A 17,944-nucleotide genomic window follows, 5' to 3' on the forward strand; every position below is an offset into this window, starting at 1 on the left:
TGACTCCTGTGCAATACAGGAATCATCTCATAAATGCTGCTTAATTCTTTTTTTCAAAGTGTCCTTGACTAAGGGGCCAGTTTAAACGCTGCTCTTGGGAAGGCCTTTTTTCTCTTGGCTCCATTGATGGTACCATTCCGTGATATAAGCGCTGGGCTGCTCGTTCAATTCCTCCGCAAGCAATTCGGTCAGCAACCGGTACTGGCGGTGTACGAAGGAGTGGTTATCGAGGGAGCCGTGTATTTTCATCAGAGCGAAATGCGCTTCTTCCGCCAACGGGTATCGATCGCAAATCTCCAGGTAGACTTCCAGCGCTTTGTCCAAGTGACCTCGGGACGCCTGCCATTCCGCCAATTGAAAAGAGGTGCGCAGCCATAAGGATTTAAGCCTGTAGCGCTCGCTTTCCGCCCACCAGTATTCATAATCCTGCAGGTAATCGCCCTGATACAGCTCCATGGCCGTCTCGTAGTCGCCGATCGTTTGCTCGTTGATCGGCGTACCCGACAGGATAAACTTCTCCCATTCCTCCACATCAAGCCGCACATGATCCAGATGCAGCACATACCCTTCCGTGGCGTTCGAAATCTGGATATGGGCTCCGTAAGGCTCCAACGTTTTACGAATATGATAGATGGCGGTATACAATTGCGAGAAGGCTTTGTTCGGCTCGTATTCCGGCCACAGCAGGTCGATCAAAGCCGATTTGCGGACCAGTTGCTCCCGATGCTGCACTAAATAAAGAAACAACTCCTGGGCTTTGGTCGTTCGCCAACGGATGGCGGTAAAGCGTCCGTCCCCGTCTTCCATTTGCAGTTGCTGAAACATGTTGATGCGAGGCTGGTAAGCTTGTGAGCTCAGCCATGCCGTCATCCCGCTTCCGACGCGTTCCTGAATCCGCTGCAGCGTAATCATCAAGCGCTCTTTCCTCACCGGCTTCATGATATAGTCCAGCGCATTCAATTCAAAGGCTTTAATAGCGTACTCGTCGTAAGCCGTGACAAACACGATGTTGAGATACGGCTTGCCCTGCAGCAGCTGCTCGGCCAATTCGATGCCGTTGATTTCGGGTAAATGAATGTCCAGAAATATGACGTCGATATCTGCCGTCAGTGCAAATTGCTTGCCCTCGAACGGGTTGAGGAATTTGCCCGCGATATCGATGTCTCCCAGTTTTTGCAATTGATGCTCCAAATAATTTAAAGCCAGGTTCTCATCGTCGATTATGATAACCTTCATGGATAACTCCTCTTGATCGAATAGGATACAACCAGTATACCTGACTCAAAGCATAAATCTATACAATTTTTCTATGGCGACATTATCTGGCGGCGAGCTGCTGCCCCCGCTTCCGAAACCATTCTACCGTCTCGCGGATCGCTTCCTCATGCGGCGTCGTCTTGGCGCCGAAAGCGGCTTCGTATTTGCCGTGATCCACGATGAAGGGCATCTCAAACATGTATAGCATTTCTTTGATTTCTCGCATATCGGCATTAACCAGTGACAGCAAGCCGAGGACCGGTTTGGGCGCCACGCGGTACTTTGGCGCTTTGCCGAGAGAGCGGTACACCATGTCGACGATTTCCCGGGTCGTCAGCGTCTCCGCGCCGGGAATATGCCACACCTGCCCGAGCGCTTCGTCATGCTCGCCCAACGTGACCAGCCCTTTGGCGAAATCGCGGATATAAATATACGTATGCGGCGCGTCGATATCCCCTAAGACCTGCGCGGGCTTGCCTGCCAGCGCGGCCCGGAACACCCTTGCGCCAAGCGCCGATTCCAGCACGCCGGGTCCGTAAAAATCCGAAGCCCGGCCGATGGTTGTCCGCACCCTCCCCTTGCGATGAGCCTCCAGCAGCATGCCGGCCATTTGGGCCCGGATGATCCCTTTGCGGTCCGCCGCTTTTGCCGGCAAATCCTCCGTCAGCAGCCTGTGCGTAGGTCCGTACATATACAAGTTATCGCCATAAACGAGCTTGGCCCCTGCCGCTTCGGCCGCTTCCAATATCCCGGCCGTAATGGGCGGAAACTTCTCCGGCCACTGCGTGTAAGGTGCTTTGGCGCAGTGATAAACGACCGATGCTCCATCGCACGCTTCCATAATACTGGCCCGGACGGTAGCGTCCCCTTTGACGACCCGAACGCCCTCCGGAACCGAAGCGTGCCCGCCGCGATTGACCATTCGTACCTTTTTCCCCCGGGACAGAAGCTCTTCCATAACCGCCGTTCCCAACGGGCCGGTGCCGACGACGGCATGCAATTCCTCCTTGTTCGCCATTACTCCATCTCCTTTTTTAGCAAAAACTAGAAAAACAGATTCTAAGTGAATTATACAAATTATATTAACTCAAGTAAACTTTTTTATTCGTGTACATTTCATGGCGAAAAAGCCGGTACCGCCCGATCGCGATACCGGCCAAACCGTTCCCGCTTCTTGAAGATTAACGGGCCTCCAGCAGCAGCAAATGCGCTTCGTAGAAATCGCTGAACTCGTCGGACCCGAACTGCTGGGCCGTTAAGTACGCGCCGTAAAAAATCGTAAACAGCGCCTTCACCGCCGTCTCGATCGGAATATCCGGCTTCAGCGTGCCGTCCTGCTCCGCTTCCAGCATGCTGCGTCCGAACAGTTCGAGCATATCCGGCGTGCTGCGGCCCGTTTCCACATGGCCGGGGAACAGCAGCCGCACTTCGGCTTCGCTGAGCTCCGGCATGGCGGGATGCATGTTCATTTCAGCCAGAAACGAAATCAGGCTGGGCAGCAGGCCGGGCATGTCCACGGCCGTTTCCGCCACCTTGTCCAGCAGATGCCGGATTGCGGCGAATCCGCGCTTGCGCTCCGCCTCGATTTCGATGATCCGTTCCGTCAGCCAGACGCGCATAAAATAAACCAAGAGATCTTCCTTTTTGGGAAAAAACTTAAAAAACGTGACCCGAGAGACCTCGGCCTTCCGGCAGATATCCTCCAGCATGACGTCGTGGAACATTTTATTCTCCATCAGCGATAAGCCGCTCTCGTACAGCGCCAGTTTCGCCCTTGCTTTTTTAAGCTCCCTGAGCGAAATATCCGAAAGTTCCGTTTGCTTCAATGCCATCATCCCATATCGAAAAATTTATTAACTCGTGTTCATTATTTTATTCAAGATTACATTTTGTTGTCAAGCGAAACGTCATGGGAAGGCGGTGCTGGGGAGGCGGTGGTGTGAAAGGTAGAAAAGGGCCCTTTTTCAGCCTTTTTGTTGGATTTGGGATAAATGAGCCGGCAACCTGTTTTGGCGTAAGATCTACACTCAGGTCAACACTCGCTGTCCGGACGCTTTGCACGATTATCCCGTTTGATCAGACCATGGAGCAAAGAAACGGACAAACTCGGAGGAAAAAATATTTGGCGCAGATTTGCTCCCTTAACAAAGGGGATAATCGTGCAAAGGAGCATGCAGAGATAACAAGACACGAGATTTGCAATTTTATGCCCTTATTTTTCGGCGGCGCTACGGTGTTGCCGGCGGCATGTCCGCTACCCGCATGCATCCCCGCAACCACACGTATACCCGAAACCGTACGCAAGGAAGGGACGAAGCGCTCAGGCTCCGACCCTTTCCTTGGCAATGAATCAACTACAAGAATTGCACCCGTTTATTCAGCGCTCCCCTCGGCACCATGAATGACTGCGCCCGTTTGAAGCCGGCCGGCGCGCCGCGCACGATCGTCAACGCCTTGTAGTATTCGATGAAGGGGAAGCCGGACGTTTCGCCGCGCGCATAAGCGTACACGTTCATCGCCTTCACCCATGTCTCGTAGGCGTCCTCCGGGATGTCCACGAACACCTCCGGCTGGAAGTCATACGGGTCCTCCCAATTGTCGGCATAATAGACCTGTCCCGGCCAGTGGTTCGGCAGCGACCGTTCGATTGTTTTCAGCGCTGCGTAAAAGCGGGCGTCCTCCACGATGTAATGCGTGTTGGCGTGGTCTTTGTGCATCGAGCCCTTCCAATGCGTGATCAGCAGCGTCGGCTTTACCTCGCGGATTACGTCGGCAACCTGGTATTTGACCTCTTCGTCCACCGGCAGCTCGGCGTCTTTATAGGCCAGGAACCGGACGTCCGCGCCGACGATCTCGGCGAACCGTTGAGCTTCCTCGACCTTTTGCTTGGCGTAGTCGTCCGGCGACAGCTTGGGATGGCCTTTCTCCCCCGGCGTCAGGTGCAGGAACGTCGCTTTATGCCCCGCCTGCACGTATTTGGAAATCACCGCGCCCGCCGTCAAATCCATGTCCCCGGCATGCCCGCCGATGGCCAAAATGTGCTGTGGTTTATCCATTGCCGTTTCCATCCAAAAAACTCCCTTCAAATCATAATGTCGTGATACAAGACGAACGGTGCCGACTATTCCTTCAACCCCGAATTCATCATGCCGCGCACGTAATATTTCTGCAGAATGATGAACACGATCAGAATCGGCACCGTCGAGATGACTAGTCCTGCCATCAGCAGCGGCTGCGTCAGCGTCGGATCGAGGTGATCCTTGAGCATTTGCACCCCGACCGGGAGCACCGCCAGCTCGGGATTGACCGAGTTGATGATCAGCGCCCAAATGAATTCGTTCCACTGCCCGATGAATTCGAAAATCGCCAGCGTGGCCAGCGCGGGGCCCGTCATCGGCAGGATCAGCCGGAAATAAATGCGGAACTCCGAAGCGCCGTCAATTCGGGCCGCCTCGAGATACGCGTTATTGATCGTCATGATAAACTGCCGCATTAAGAAGATGCCGTACGCGCTGACCGCAAACGGCAAGATCAGAGACAGGATCGACGTCGTCAATCCGCCCACGCCGCCGTTGCCGAACAGATCGTTACCGCCCACAAGCGGAAAATGCGTCATGATATAGAAATTCGGAATGAAGAACAGGAAACCCGGAATCATCATCGTCGATAAAATAAACCGGAAGACGCCTTCCCTCCCGCGGAACCGCAGCTTCGACAGCGCATAGGCCGCCATCGAACTCGTCAGCAGCACCAGGACGGTGGTGACGACCGATTTGATCAGGCTGTTCTTGAACAGCAGGGCGATATTCAGCGACTCGAACGCGAGCCCGTAATTGCCGAACCGGAACGACTCCGGCAAAAAGCGATAGTACAGGCTGTTGTACTCCGCTGCCCCTTTAAACGAACTAAAGATCATATCGAGAAAGGGGAACACCATCGCGATCGAGCCGATCACGATGATCGTAAAGGAAACCCAAGGCTTTTTTTTCCGCCGCATCAGTAGCTCTCCACCCCTCCCCGTTTAAAAAATTTCATCTGGATCGCCGTGATGATCATGATGCAGAGGAACAGCACGAACGCCATCGCGCTTGCCAGCCCCCAATTGCCGAACGAAAACGCCTGCTTATACATTTCCAGCCCGGCCACGTTGGTGGCGTCCCCCGGACCGCCGGTTTTGGTCATGACCATCGTCAGCGTAAACGACTGCAGCCCGCCGATGAACGACGTAATCAGCACGAAGGTGATCGACGGCTTAAGCAGCGGCAGCGTGATGCCGGTAAAAACCTTCCACAAACCGCCGCCTTCCAGGTCGGCCGCTTCATAATAATCCTCGGGGATTGCCTTAAGGCCTGCCGACAGAATCAGCATTGAGCTGCCGATGCCCAGCCAGCCGCCGACTGCGATCACCGAAGTCAGGGCCGTGTTCGGGTCTTGGAGAAAGTTTTGCCGCGGAAGACGGGCCCACGTAAACAATTCGTTAATCAGCCCGTTCGTCGGGTTGTACAAATACAGCCAGATGTTGCCGATCGCCACGACCGTCGTGACCGAAGGCAAAAAATACAGCGTCCGCCACAGCCCCTCCCAACGCAGCCGCGTAATGAAGTAGGCCACCGCCAGCGCGCAGACGAACGATACCGCCACCGTGCCGAAGGCAAACGTAAAGGTGTTGGTCAGCACCGGATGCAGGAAGTTCGAATCCGGGGAAAACAGCGTCCGATAGTTGGCCAAGCCGACCCACTTGATCGTCGCGAGATCGAAGCCGCCCCATTCCGTAAAACTGAGGAACAGGGAGAAGAAAAACGGGATCACCAGAAAAATCGCGTAAAACACGAAAACCGGCGACAGGAACAAATAACCGACCAGACCTTCCCGATGCGCCAAGCCCAGCTTCCTTTTCATCGGCCGGCCACCTATTGTCCCAGCTTCGCCTGGATGTCCTTTTGCGCGCTCCCGAGCACGTCTTCCTTCGTCGCTTTGCCCGCCCACATGTTTTCGATTTGCTTATACAAAATGTCCTGGATTTCCGAAGCCGTTGCCGGGTTTTGTTCGGGATTGGCGTACTGGAGCGCGTCGGCGAACGTTTTGGCGATCGGGTCGGCGGCCAGCTTGTCTTGGATCGTTTTCGAAGCGAGATCCGTCTTGCGGGCCGGCACCGTATTGAAGCCTTCAATCAGGAAGTTGCCCTCCGGGGTCATGTCGTTTTTGACGTTGACCGTGTTGAACCATTTGAGGAATTTCCAGGCCGCCTCCTGGTTTTTCGATTTCGAGTTGACGCCCCATGCCCAGGTGTACGCCAGGGAGCCCTGGGTCGTCCCGTCCGGGGAAGGCAGCGGGGCCGCCCCGATGTCGCCGAAGCCGTCCTTCATGAGCGTTTTCAGGGAACCGGCCCACCAGCCGGCTTCGATCGTCATCGCTACCTGGCCGGCACCGAACGCTTTCGTCGTCTCAAAGCCGATGTCGGAAATGCCGCCGTCCCCGTAGACCTTGGAATACAGCTCGATCGTTTGCTTCGCGGCGTCGCTGTCGAGGTTCGCCTTGCTCATGTCTTCACTGAGCAGCGTGCCTCCCGCCGTCGCGAGCAGGCCCATGAACGGCTGCACGACCTTGCCGGCGTAGCCGCGGAGAAACCCGAAGCCCTGCACCGTCGTTTTGCCGTCCTTGTCTTTTTTCTCGATCGCGGCGGCCGTCTGGAGCAGTTCGTCCCACGTTTTCGGCGGCTGGTCGAAGCCCGCTTCCTTCAGCAGCTTTTTGTTGTAGAACAATCCGTAGGCCTGCACCTCGGTCGGATAGCCGAAAATCCGGCCTTCGATCGTCGCGGCCGCCACCGCGGATTCGGGATAGTTCTCCCGGATATCCGCCGCGATGTCGTCCGGCGCCGGGGCCAGCACCTTGTTTTTGGACAGCTGTCCGCCCCATAACGTGTAAGTATGGACGATGTCGGCCACCTGGCCGGCCGTTTGCTTGGTCATCATCGTGCTGAGCAACTGGTCGAATTCGACCGGCGTCAGCTTGACCTGAATGTCCGGATTTTCCTTGTTCCATTGGTCGATATAGGGTTTGATGAACTTCTCGTTTTCGCCGGTGTAATGCGAGAGCAGGGTGAGGGTTACTTTCGAGGAAGAGCTCGCGTTGTTGCCGGAAGAACAGGCGGTTAAGCCGATGATACAGACGATCGCCAATACGAAAGCTAACGTTTTTTTCATGCTTTCCCCTCCCAGGACAGAATGGAAACCTTCGCTTGGTCCGCCGCCGTCGGCGTTTTACGCGAGGTCTTTCACCATGATGTCAAACGATCTTGTGATGGAAAAACCGGCTTGTTTATACAAATAGCCAGCCGGACTTTGCTCGCCGGTCCAGAGGAACCAGGCGCCGTGCAGCGCTTGCGCTCGCATGCTTCGCAGGCAGTCGTGCAGCAGGATTTTGCCGATGCCTTGGCCGCGCTGGTCCGGATGGACCCCAAACGGACCGAACCGCTCGCGGACGCCTTCGTACCCGCCGTGCATGCAGAAACCGACGAGCCGGCCGCGTTCGCGGGCCACCAATATCCGTTCCAGCGGCAGCCCCTGAAGGATGCCTTCACGGATGGCCCGGGCCCAATCCGGGTTGAAGCAATCCAGGTTAAAGCGGATCAGTTCCACCAGATCGCCGTCCCCCGCGGTTTGGAAGGTATAACCTTCCCCCTCTCTTTGCCGCTTAAGCGCGACCACCTCCTCCGGCGTTTCATGATCGACCAGACTGTAATCCATCGCCACGGCCGAATATTGTACGGCGAATCCGCTTTTAAGCAAAAACGCCGCCCCCTTCGGATATCCCGCGGCGTCAATGCCGGGCACGATGTAATTGGGGGCATAAGAGGCGAAAAACACCTTCTTGCGCCCTTGCCCGCGCAAAAACGTCTCGGCCTCCTTCAGCAGCCGGCTGGCGATGCCCTGCCGTTCGGCTTCCGGGTCCACGAAGAAAAACGGAATCCAGCCGTGGTCCGGCTCCAGCTCCGTGCCGCTCATCGGCAGCAGCCGACGCACCGCGTACACGCAGCCGATCAGCTTCCCCGCCTCATCGAACGCCAGCCGCATCCCTTCCGGATCGAAATTGGCGTCCAGCAGCACCAGATGGCGGAAACGTCTTGCCGTCGCCGGATCCCGGAGCAGCGTGCGATTCCAAAGCGCGACGATCTGCGGTTCGTCGCCGGGGTTGTAGCCTCGATAAACGATTTGTCCCATGATTGATCCCCTTTCTCTTCCGTAAATAAGTGCGGCAGCCGCTTGCCTTAGGCCACGTGCCGGTGCGTGGCGTCTCGCCCGGTTCGCGTTACTCGGTGATCGCTGCGGCAACCGCGTTGTGGAACCTGGCGCGCAGCCCGGCTACGGAGCGTGACCGTCCGTAGTGCACGCGGTTGGTGAGCAGCACGCAAGCCACTTCCCGCGGCGGGTCGACGTACAGGCTCGTGCCGGTGAACCCGGTGTGGCCGTAGGCCACCGGGGAGAGCAGGTCGCCGGCGGCGTCGAACGGATCGCCGCGCAGCACCCACCCGAGGCCGCGGTTACCGCCCGGCACACCGGCCGTGCACGGCCGCGTCGCCGCTTCCGCCGCCGCGGCCGACAAGACCCGCTGGCCGGCGGCGGAACTGTAGCCGCCGGCCAGCCACAGCTCCGCGTACGACGCCAGGTCGTCCGCGGGGGCAAACAGGCCGGCGTGCCCGCTGACGCCGGCCAGGGCCCGGGCGTTCTCGTCGTGCACGACGCCGGGAACGCCCCTGGGGCCGACCGCCGCGCCCGGCTCGGCGGTCGAAGCGATGCGCCGGCGCAGCCCCGGCGCCGGCAGGTAGCCGCTGGACGCCATGCCCAGCGGCGCGAACAGCTCCGCTGCCGCCAGCTCCGGCAGCGGCCGCCCCGCAGCTTTGGCGATGATCTCGCCAAGCAAAATATAGCCCAGGTCGCTGTAGACCACCGCAGCGCCCGGGGCTGCCTCCGGCGGAGCCTGGCAAATATAGTCCACGATCTCCTCCCGGCTCCGGCCCCGGGATTGCAGATCGTAGAACGGTGCCAGGCCCGCCGTGTGCGTGAGCAGATGACGGAGCGTCATCCGCTCTCCGCCCGCCCCCGCCCGCCGGCCTTCCGCGGCGGCCAGGGCCGGCAAGTACGCCGCCGCCGGATCGTCCAGCCGCAGCTGCCCCCGCTCGGCCAGGAGCAGCGTAAGCGGCAGCGTCACCACGACCTTCGTCAGCGAAGCGCAGTCGTAGATCGTGTCCACCGAAACCGGGATCTGTCCGGTATCGTCGTCAACCGCGTTCCCGCAGGCGAAGCGGATCCGCCTTCCGCGCCGGGACACGACCGCGACCCCGCCCGGGATGTCGCCGGCCCGTACCGCTTCGCGCAGCGTTTCCCCGATCCAAGGGACCCGGTTCGGGTCCAGCCCCATTGCCTCCGCCGCCGCGACGTCCGCCGACCAAGTCAGGTCGCCCATGCGGCCTGTTCCTCGTAGAGCAAGTAAGGCCGGCGGATCTCCCGCCACGCTTCGCTGTCCTTGCGCCAGCCTGCCAGGATTGCCTCCAGACCCCCCGGCTCGTGCAGCGTGCGTCGTACCGCGTCGCTGCCGGTCAGAATATCGATGAAATACGGCGGTTGCTTCACCTCTCCGTCCTTCTCCAGCCTCAGCTCGGGGCGGTACCAGGCGAAATCCTCCGGGTGCATCCGCTGGATCGCATGCAGCAGATACAAGCCCGCTTCGGTGCTGCGAAAGGCTTCCCGATCGGTCACGTACGTCATCACGCCCCGGCACAACGCGCCCTGATGCTTCTGGAACATGGGCGTAAACGTCGCGGGCTGAAAATGGACGCCGCGCAAACCCAAACGGTTCAGCGCCTCGCAGACGTCCGCGTTTCGCAGCCAAGGAGCTCCCACCAATTCGAAGGGCTTGGTCGTGCCGCGGCCCTCCGACAGATTGGTTCCTTCGAACAGGCAATTCCCGGCATACACGCGCACGGTATCCATCGTCGGCATATTCGGCGACGGCATCACCCAGGGCAGCCCGGTATCCGGATATTCCATCCCCCGGTCCCAGCCCTCCAGGGCTACGACCTCCAGATCGCATTTTCGCGCCGATTGGCCGTTAACGAGCCGGGCGAATTCGCCGATCGTCATTCCGGTGCGGGCCGGCATGCGCCAGGCGCCGACCATCGAACGGAAACGCTCGCCGAGGAACCCGCCCTCGATGCCGTAGCCGCCCAGCGGGTTCGGGCGATCGAGCACGATCAGGCTTGTGCCGTGCTCCGCGCAAGCCTCCAGGACGTAAACGAGCGTGGTCAAATACGTGTAGAACCGGACGCCAAGGTCCTGCACATCGAACACGATCGTATCGAGATCGTGCAGCATTTCCGCCGTCGGTTTGCGGTTTTTGCCATACAAGCTGTAGACCGGAAGGCCATAGACGGGGTCGGTGTGATCGTCGATCCATACGCCTGCCTGGACCTCGTTCCGCAATCCGTGCTCACAGGCAAAGAAGGCAACAAGCTTCCCGGACGCCAGTTCCGCACACAATTCGATCGTCGACCGAAACCTGCCGTCCATCCCGGTCGGGTTGGTCAGCAAAGCGAAACGCTTGCCCTCAAGAAGCCGCTTCCCCTCGGTATGCAGCCGGTCCGCTCCGGTCAACACCATACTACCCATGTCGCATCACCTCTCTCATCAAAAAACGGATGGTTGCTTCACTCTTAGGGCAATTATAAAGACAATGAAATTTTATTTCAATAAGAATTTTAATTTTGAAATTTAATTCCGCAAAATCGATCAATTCTTCTCTTATATCGACAAATCTCCCTATGCATTCATGACACGAAAATGACGAGAACCTCCCATTCGGCAAGAGTTCGCGCCCAATAAGAAAAACGTCTAACGACGTACCTTCAGAGAAACCCGATTGGGACTAAGATTAGGATCCCGAACAAAAAAGCCAGAGCCGCCGCAAACTATGCGGGACTCCAGCTTTTGACAAATCCGGATTAGGCTTGATGCACGGCCGAAGCTTGAACCGAACCTTCTTCTCCGCCTTCCTTGGACGCCGACGGGGCCGGCGCCTGGTTGGTGGAGCGAAGCGGCAGCTCTTTCAAGAAGAAGACCAGCACGAACGCGACGACAAGGACCAGCGTCCCGGTCATAAAGACCGTCGAGAGCGTATCGCCCAGCGCGTCGCGGATGCCTTGGATCATTTGCGCGAACAGCGGCTGCGCATCGACCGGCAGGCTCGCCTGCGTTTGTTCCAGCAACGGCTTGTTCATCAGCGTCTGCGGATTGGCGAAGGCCGTCATCTGCTGGACCATCTTCGGATCCATGGCGCTCATATCGGGCGCTGCGGAGGACTGCAGGGCCTCCTTCAGGTTCTTCGTCAGATTGTTGGACATGACGGTCCCCATGACGGCGATCCCGATGGTTCCCCCCAAGTTGCGGAACAATTGCGTAGAAGCGGTTACCACGCCAAGCTCTTTATGCGGCACCGCGTTTTGCGTCGCCAGCGAGAAGACCGGCATCCCCAGGCCAAGGCCCAAACCGAACACGATCATGCTGAGCACCGCCATCGGTATGTTGTCCATGAAGATCATGATCGCCATGCCGGCAATCATGATCGGAATGCCCAGCAGCGCGAATTGCTTGTATTTCCCTTTTTTCGCGATCAACTGTCCGGTCACGGCGCTGGCCAAAACCATAACGATCGACATCGGCATGGTTACGTAACCGGCATAGGTCGGGGAGATCCCGAGCACGCCTTGCACAAAGAACGAAAGATAAATCAAAGCCCCCATCATGCCGAAGTTCATAATAAAGCCGATGATATTCGAAATCGTCACTACGCCGTTTTTAAACAAATGCAGCGGTAAAATCGGATTGCTCACCTTCGATTCGACGAAAACGAAAATCAGCGCGGATACGACCGAAGCCGCAAGCAGTCCGATGATTTGCGTCGAGTCCCAGGCATACGTCGTACCCGCCCAAGAGAAGGCGAGCAACAGCGGCACGATCGTCGTCGTCATGAACAACGAACCCCAATAGTCGATGCTTTGGGAGGTGCCGCGTTCCATTTTCGGGAACAGCATCATGATCATGATGAAGGCAACGATGCCCAGCGGCAGGAAAATCCAGAACAGCCAGTGCCAGTCGAGGTGATCGACCAGGTACCCGCCCAAGGTTGGGCCGAGCACGCTGGAGAAGCCGAATATCGCCGTCATGAAACCCATCCATTTGCCGCGTTCGCGCGGCGGGAACAAGTCGCCGACGGCCGTGAAGGCGGTCGACTGAATGATCCCGGCGCCGATCCCCTGAATCCCCCGGTAGGCGATGAACTGGAATACGTTCGAGGACGTCCCGGTCATGAAGGCGCCCGCCATGAAGAGCAATATGCCGATCAGCAAAAACGGCTTCCGTCCGTACATGTCGGACAGCTTGCCGACCAGTACGGTGGCGATCGTCGACGTCAGCAAATAAATGTTGATCGTCCAGGTATAATAGTCCATGCCGTCAAGGATCGAAATGATCCGCGGCATGGCGGTGCTTACGATCGTCTGATTGATGGCGGCGAAGAACATCGCGGCCATGATGGCGATCATGATCGAAACTTTGCGTTTCATTGTTAAGTGTTCCATGCTAGTTTCTCCATCTCCATTATTGTTTATTTTCTATATTTGAAAGCATGGCGCCAAAAATGCGCCGCAAATGCTGTAAATCTTCCTCTTGCAGTTGATCGAAAATTCTCTCCAGCATCTCCTTTTGCCGCTCGGTGACGAGACGAATGATCTCCCGGCCCCGCTCGGTAATCGAGATATTCACGACCCGGCGGTCGTTCTCCGCCCGAACCCGTTCGACGTATCCTTCCGTGACCAGCCGGTCGGTTACCCCCGTGATGGCCGCCGAGGTAATGCCCAACGACTCTGCCAACTGCGATACTTTTTGCGTTCCCGAGGCGTTCAGCATGTACAGCATTTTGAATTGCTGGAAACTGAGATTGAAATCGCCGCCCCGCCTGTTCCACTCCTGCGTGATCATCTTGAGCAGCGTCCGGAACATCGAGGTCACTTCAAACAACTCTTCTTTCTTCACCAATGGCCATTCCCCTCCTTCCTGCCTGCCTTCCCGGATCCCAAACGGGTCGATCTTTTCCAGGGGTAATTATTCAATAATTTAATTACTTTAGTGCTTAAATATTTTAGCGTTTAATAATATACCTCTTAATAATTCTCTCGTCAACCCTTCCCCTGATATCAAAAAAATATCCCTGCGTACCGTATTCGACAGGTCCTTGGCCTCCCGGCACACATCCGGAACCCGGCCCCCCGCATGTAGCGGACCAACCAAAAAAGCTGTTCGCCCGGCCGTTAGGCCAAGGAACAGCTTTTTTGATTTGCGCGGACTATTCTTCCTTAAACACCGGCTCAATCGCCAACTCGAAGTCGAACGACTTCTCGGCGAAGCGGTAAGGCTCCGCCAACTGCGGACCGCAGGAATTGGACCCGGCCCCGCTCATTTTGTAGTCGACCGACACGATGGTTTCGGGGCGGCGTTTCAATTCATACGTATGCTTGGCCGCGGTCAGATCCTCCGGCGTGTAGTGCAGCGCCTGGAAGGAGAACGGCTGAGGGGCTGCAAACTTGAGCCCCATGCCCAGTTCGCTGGAAGCGATCGCCCATTCCGTCCCGTAGCGGGAACCGGTCTCCTGCGGCATCACGTAGTTCTCGAACATGTCGTCCACCGTCAGCAGGTATTTCCCCTTGCGCACGCTGGCCCGTTTGTCGATGTAGCTTTCATGCGGACCGTAACCGAAATACTCGATTTCCTCGGTGCCCTTCGGCATCGTCAGCTCCAGGCCGAAGCGCGGCAGGAACGGAAGCTTCTCGCGCACGTCGGCATGGACCGCCAGCATGACTTCGCCGGTCGGCGCGAACGTCCAGACGGCCGTCCCCCGCAGGAACGGTTCGTAACTGTAGCTGGCCAGCGAGAAGTCGGTGCGTGCCTCGATCGAAGCATCCGGCCGGCGCTCCCAGCCGCTGCCGTACACCTTCATAGCCGCATGGTCCAGCCCCGCCGCTTCCCACTCCTTGCGAATGCTCATATCGTTGTCCATCGGCGCCCGCCAGAGGTTGAACCGGGCCGGCCGCTCCAGCAGCGCAACGCCATGCTTCGACATTTGGCGAATCATCCCGCATTGCAGGTCGAATATATGCTCGAAATCAAAGCCCTTTACGATAAGCATACCGTTCTGCTCGGAGGCTTCCATGAACTTGGCGTAATGATCTCCTTCCGCGCGCGTTACCGCCGCGGATGCCGCGTGTCCCGGGAGCTCGAATTGGTAGAAGGCGATTTCGTATCCCTCGTCCGCCCAACGGTTGTCTTGCTGCTGCCGTACCGAGCAGGTCAGCACGAACGGTCCCGGCAGCTCCCGCGGCAGCTCGTAAGGAAGCGTCAACGGCTGCGCTTCGCCGGGCCCCGCCGTAAGCGGAGCCGTCCGGCCCTGCCGCAGCAGCTCGCCGCCCCGCTCGAGCTTCCAGCTTACGGCCAGATGCGAAAGGTCGATGAAATCGTAGCGATTCCGCACCAGGAAACGGCCTTGTTCCGTAACATCCGCTTCAATGAGTACCGGCGCGACCGCCTGCTTTAATTCCAACAGTCCGGTATGAGGCTTGCGGTCCGGCGACACAAGGCCGTCGATGCAGAAGTTGCCGTCGTTCGGCTTATCGCCGAAGTCGCCGCCGTAGGCGAAATAGCTTTCCCCGTTCGGCGTTTCGGCGGCGATGCCGTGGTCGCACCACTCCCAAACGCAGCCGCCCATCAGCTTCGGCTGGGCATAAATCACGTTCCAGTAATCCTGCAAATCGCCCGGCCCGTTCCCCATCGCATGGCTGTATTCGCACAGGAACAACGGCTTGGCGTTTTTTTCGTCCAACGCGTATTGCTCGATTTCCGGCACGGAAGGGTACATCCGGCTGTCCATGTCCAGGCATTCCGTATTCGGATCGCCGTAATACCGCGTTGCCGCCCCTTCATAATGCACCGGCCGGGACGCATCGCGCGCTTTGGTCCATTCCGCCATGGCGATATGGTTCGGACCGTATCCGGATTCGTTCCCCATCGACCAGATGATGACGGAAGCGTGGTTCTTATCCCGCTCGACCATGCGAACGGCGCGCTCCACGAACGATCCCTTCCAATTCGGATCCGTCGTGAGCTTGTGAAACGCGCCTTCCTCGAGCGCTCCCGTGCTGGTCACGCCGTGGCATTCCAAATCCGCCTCGTCGATCACGTAAAATCCGTATTCGTCGCACAGATCGAGAAACCGCGGATCGTTCGGATAATGCGACGTGCGGATCGCGTTGACGTTATGGCGCTTCATTAATTTCAAATCCTTGATCATATGGTTGACCGGAATGGTCTGCCCCAGCTCCGGATGGGAATCGTGGCGGTTAACGCCCTTGAGCTTGACGGCGCGGCCGTTGATTTTGAAGATGCCGTCCGCGATTTCCACCTTTTTGAACCCGACCCGGAAACGCAGCACCTCTGCACCCGCCAATAGAATCAGCTCGTACAGCCGCGGCTCCTCCGCATTCCACAGTTGCGGCTGCGGCACGTGCAGCTCGATGACCCCTTGCCCGTCGACCTGCGCTCCTTGCTGCGCGACCGGCTTGCCGTCGGGATCTCGCAGTTCCGCCTGAATATGCAGGCTGCCCGTCGTTTCAATTTCCGAGCGCAGCTTGCCTTCTTTCAGATCGGCGGATAACAGCGTTTTATGGAACGCGTCGCGGACATGCGCTTTGTCGCGGGACAGCAAATAAACGTCGCGGTAGATTCCGGAAAACCGCCAAACGTCCTGATCCTCCAAATAGGTGCCGTCGCACCATTTCAGCACCAGCACGGCGATGCGGTTGCATCCGGCCTGCACGTAAGCGGACAGGTCGAACTCCGCCGGAATGCGGCTGCCCTGGCTGTACCCGGCGAATTGGCCGTTCACCCACAGGTAAAAGCAGGCGTTAACCCCTTCGAAAACGATATGCGTTTCCTTCTCCGTCCAAGCCTCGGGCAAATTGAAGTCCCTGACGTAAACGCCTGCCGGATTGTCGTCCGGCACAAACGGCGGATCGTAGGGAATCGGGTAATTGACGTTCGTGTAATGCAGCTGGTCGTAGCCGTTCGTCTGCCAGCAGGAAGGCACGATCAGATTGTCCCAACCGCTTGCATCCGTTTCCGCTTCAAAAAAACGGTCGCTGATTTCGCGCAGGCTGCGGTGATAACGGAATTTCCACATGCCGTTTAACGTTTGGTAGTACGGGGAGCGGCTGCGTTTTCCCGCTTGGGCCGTCTCGGCGCTGCCGTAGGGAATAAAGGAAGCTCGGGCCGGCTGGCGGTTGATATGCAGGCACGACAGGTTTTCCCAATTTTTTTCCAACTCCAACATGATTCACACTCCCAAATCGATTTGCTCTCATTATAGATGTGAGATATAATCGGGCGAAAGCAACAAATCGGACAATTCACCATACAAAATGGACAAAATGAGGTGTCGGCTTGTGGAGCTCCTCCCGCTCAGAAGTAATTTGACCCATCCGCTCCAGGACGTTTTACCGTTGTCCGTCTATACGGCGGGCACGGAAATACAGCCTCCGCTCACGAGAATGAAGGGCTTTTCCGCCCATCAGCTGTTCCTGACCCTTTCCGGGTCGGGCCAGTTCCGCAGACTTAACATCGATAAGGACAAATGGGACATCCTAACCCCCGGCCAACTGCTGTATATCCCAGCCGGCTGCGCGCATGAGTATATGCCCTATGGGGATCAGCCTTGGTTCGTGGGGTACGTGACTTTGGTGGATAACTTCGGGGGAATGCTGGGCAAATGGGGATTCCAGGATTCGCCGCGCCTGCTTCGGCTGTCGGAGGTATCCCTCTTCACCGAACGTTTGGAGGAGATATGGAGGCTTTCGGGAAACGACCATGATCCCTGGCAGACGACGGAGCTGCTGTTCTCGCTGCTGTTTGCGATCATGAAGGACACGGCGGGCTCAAGCGGCGCCTTGTTAACCGCCGCCGCCACGCAAATGCAGCCGTCTGCGCCGCCCGCGTCCTATCGGGAATCGGTCGTGGACATAGCGGTCCGCTTCCTGCACGACCATTTGAACCGGCCGATCACGATCGCCGGACTGGCGGGACACGTCGGCTATTCGCAAAAGCAGTTGACCCGGCTGTTCCGGAAATCGATGGGCATGACGCCGCTGCAATACCTGCATCAAATCCGTTTGAGAACGGCCCAGCATCTGCTGCACGAGCATCCCGAAATGACCGTTCGCCAAGCTGCCTCCTACGTTGGCCTCGAGCCGGTCTATTTTGCCCGGCTGTACAAACGCGAGTTCCACCGTCTCCCATCGGAGGAGCGCCGCGAAGGGCGGTAGGGGGGAGGAAAGGGGAGGCGGAAAGAGGCCGGAAAGCGCGGTACCACCTGATGCATTTTGGCTTGGACTACGGCCACCGGGTAACACCACGGGATTGCTCCAACAGGTAATTGTATTCGTTTTTTCATATACAAATCGTCTAAATCGACACTAGCGTTGCATTAAAGCATTCATGAAATCCTTGGAATTCCTAATCATCCATGTTTGACAGTTAAGCCGGCAACCTTTTGGCGTCAGGTCAACACTCGCTGTCCGGAAGCTTTGCAC

At 57.6% G+C, this 17,944-nt stretch carries 14 protein-coding genes; 1 reads left to right on the forward strand and 13 read right to left on the reverse strand.

All coding sequences use genetic code 11. The features are described from left to right. Positions 1-81 precede the first annotated feature (81 nt). The 13 genes from ACQ4N8_RS26590 to ACQ4N8_RS26650 all read right to left on the reverse strand — a co-directional run bounded on the left by ACQ4N8_RS26590 (position 82) and on the right by ACQ4N8_RS26650 (position 16,689). Entirely contained in the window at positions 82-1,236 is a 1,155-nt protein-coding gene (locus tag ACQ4N8_RS26590; protein ID WP_430707380.1) for a response regulator, read from the reverse strand. Between the two features lie 82 nt (positions 1,237-1,318). Beyond that, on the reverse strand, positions 1,319-2,275 hold the full coding sequence (locus ACQ4N8_RS26595; protein ID WP_430707381.1) for an SDR family oxidoreductase: 957 nt from the start codon (positions 2,273-2,275) through the stop codon (positions 1,319-1,321). A 163-nt stretch (positions 2,276-2,438) separates the two neighbouring features. After that, positions 2,439-3,083: a TetR/AcrR family transcriptional regulator gene (locus tag ACQ4N8_RS26600; RefSeq protein ID WP_430707382.1), complete on the reverse strand. Its 645-nt coding sequence runs from the start codon at positions 3,081-3,083 to the stop codon at positions 2,439-2,441. Between the two features lie 528 nt (positions 3,084-3,611). Beyond that, on the reverse strand, positions 3,612-4,325 hold the full coding sequence (locus tag ACQ4N8_RS26605; RefSeq protein ID WP_430707383.1) for a PIG-L deacetylase family protein: 714 nt from the start codon (positions 4,323-4,325) through the stop codon (positions 3,612-3,614). Between the two features lie 53 nt (positions 4,326-4,378). Then, complete coding sequence (locus ACQ4N8_RS26610) at positions 4,379-5,254, reverse strand: carbohydrate ABC transporter permease (protein ID WP_430707384.1); 876 nt, start codon at positions 5,252-5,254, stop codon at positions 4,379-4,381. Next, positions 5,254-6,156 (reverse strand): carbohydrate ABC transporter permease, encoded by a 903-nt coding sequence (locus ACQ4N8_RS26615; protein ID WP_430707385.1) that lies wholly within the window; start codon positions 6,154-6,156, stop codon positions 5,254-5,256. Before ACQ4N8_RS26615 ends, ACQ4N8_RS26610 begins: the two co-directional genes overlap by 1 nt. Before the next feature lie 11 nt (positions 6,157-6,167). After that, entirely contained in the window at positions 6,168-7,460 is a 1,293-nt protein-coding gene (locus ACQ4N8_RS26620; RefSeq protein ID WP_430707386.1) for an ABC transporter substrate-binding protein, read from the reverse strand. Positions 7,461-7,517: 57 nt separating this feature from the next. After that, positions 7,518-8,477 carry a GNAT family N-acetyltransferase gene (locus ACQ4N8_RS26625; protein WP_430707387.1) on the reverse strand — a complete coding sequence of 320 codons (960 nt, stop codon included), beginning with the start codon at positions 8,475-8,477 and terminating at the stop codon, positions 7,518-7,520. An 88-nt stretch (positions 8,478-8,565) separates the two neighbouring features. Further along, complete coding sequence (locus tag ACQ4N8_RS26630) at positions 8,566-9,720, reverse strand: serine hydrolase domain-containing protein (protein WP_430707388.1); 1,155 nt, start codon at positions 9,718-9,720, stop codon at positions 8,566-8,568. Continuing rightward, positions 9,708-10,922 carry an exo-beta-N-acetylmuramidase NamZ family protein gene (locus ACQ4N8_RS26635; RefSeq protein ID WP_430707389.1) on the reverse strand — a complete coding sequence of 405 codons (1,215 nt, stop codon included), beginning with the start codon at positions 10,920-10,922 and terminating at the stop codon, positions 9,708-9,710. Before ACQ4N8_RS26635 ends, ACQ4N8_RS26630 begins: the two co-directional genes overlap by 13 nt. Positions 10,923-11,254: 332 nt before the next feature. After that, entirely contained in the window at positions 11,255-12,889 is a 1,635-nt protein-coding gene (locus ACQ4N8_RS26640; protein WP_430707390.1) for an MDR family MFS transporter, read from the reverse strand. Positions 12,890-12,908: 19 nt separating this feature from the next. Further along, entirely contained in the window at positions 12,909-13,346 is a 438-nt protein-coding gene (locus tag ACQ4N8_RS26645) for a MarR family winged helix-turn-helix transcriptional regulator (protein ID WP_430707391.1), read from the reverse strand. Between the two features lie 307 nt (positions 13,347-13,653). Further along, on the reverse strand, positions 13,654-16,689 hold the full coding sequence (locus ACQ4N8_RS26650) for a glycoside hydrolase family 2 TIM barrel-domain containing protein (protein WP_430707392.1): 3,036 nt from the start codon (positions 16,687-16,689) through the stop codon (positions 13,654-13,656). A gap of 112 nt (positions 16,690-16,801) precedes the next feature. On the opposite strand from ACQ4N8_RS26650, the gene ACQ4N8_RS26655 reads away from it, so the two are divergent. After that, positions 16,802-17,677 (forward strand): helix-turn-helix domain-containing protein, encoded by an 876-nt coding sequence (locus ACQ4N8_RS26655; RefSeq protein WP_430707393.1) that lies wholly within the window; start codon positions 16,802-16,804, stop codon positions 17,675-17,677. Positions 17,678-17,944 lie beyond the last annotated feature (267 nt).

Source organism: Paenibacillus macerans, from assembly GCF_050565405.1.
Taxonomy (GTDB): Bacteria; Bacillota; Bacilli; order Paenibacillales; family Paenibacillaceae; genus Fontibacillus; species Fontibacillus macerans_B.

Excerpts from the sequence above, each read along its gene's own strand:
- ACQ4N8_RS26590 (WP_430707380.1), bottom strand. The coding sequence starts at position 1,236 with ATGAAGGTTATCATAATCGACGATGAGAACCTGGCTTTAAATTATTTG.
- ACQ4N8_RS26595 (WP_430707381.1), bottom strand. The coding sequence starts at position 2,275 with ATGGCGAACAAGGAGGAATTGCATGCCGTCGTCGGCACCGGCCCGTTG.
- ACQ4N8_RS26605 (WP_430707383.1), bottom strand. The coding sequence starts at position 4,325 with ATGGAAACGGCAATGGATAAACCACAGCACATTTTGGCCATCGGCGGG.
- ACQ4N8_RS26610 (WP_430707384.1), bottom strand. The coding sequence starts at position 5,254 with ATGCGGCGGAAAAAAAAGCCTTGGGTTTCCTTTACGATCATCGTGATC.
- ACQ4N8_RS26615 (WP_430707385.1), bottom strand. The coding sequence starts at position 6,156 with ATGAAAAGGAAGCTGGGCTTGGCGCATCGGGAAGGTCTGGTCGGTTAT.
- ACQ4N8_RS26620 (WP_430707386.1), bottom strand. The coding sequence starts at position 7,460 with ATGAAAAAAACGTTAGCTTTCGTATTGGCGATCGTCTGTATCATCGGC.
- ACQ4N8_RS26625 (WP_430707387.1), bottom strand. The coding sequence starts at position 8,477 with ATGGGACAAATCGTTTATCGAGGCTACAACCCCGGCGACGAACCGCAG.
- ACQ4N8_RS26630 (WP_430707388.1), bottom strand. The coding sequence starts at position 9,720 with ATGGGCGACCTGACTTGGTCGGCGGACGTCGCGGCGGCGGAGGCAATG.
- ACQ4N8_RS26635 (WP_430707389.1), bottom strand. The coding sequence starts at position 10,922 with ATGGGTAGTATGGTGTTGACCGGAGCGGACCGGCTGCATACCGAGGGG.
- ACQ4N8_RS26640 (WP_430707390.1), bottom strand. The coding sequence starts at position 12,889 with ATGGAACACTTAACAATGAAACGCAAAGTTTCGATCATGATCGCCATC.
- ACQ4N8_RS26650 (WP_430707392.1), bottom strand. The coding sequence starts at position 16,689 with ATGTTGGAGTTGGAAAAAAATTGGGAAAACCTGTCGTGCCTGCATATC.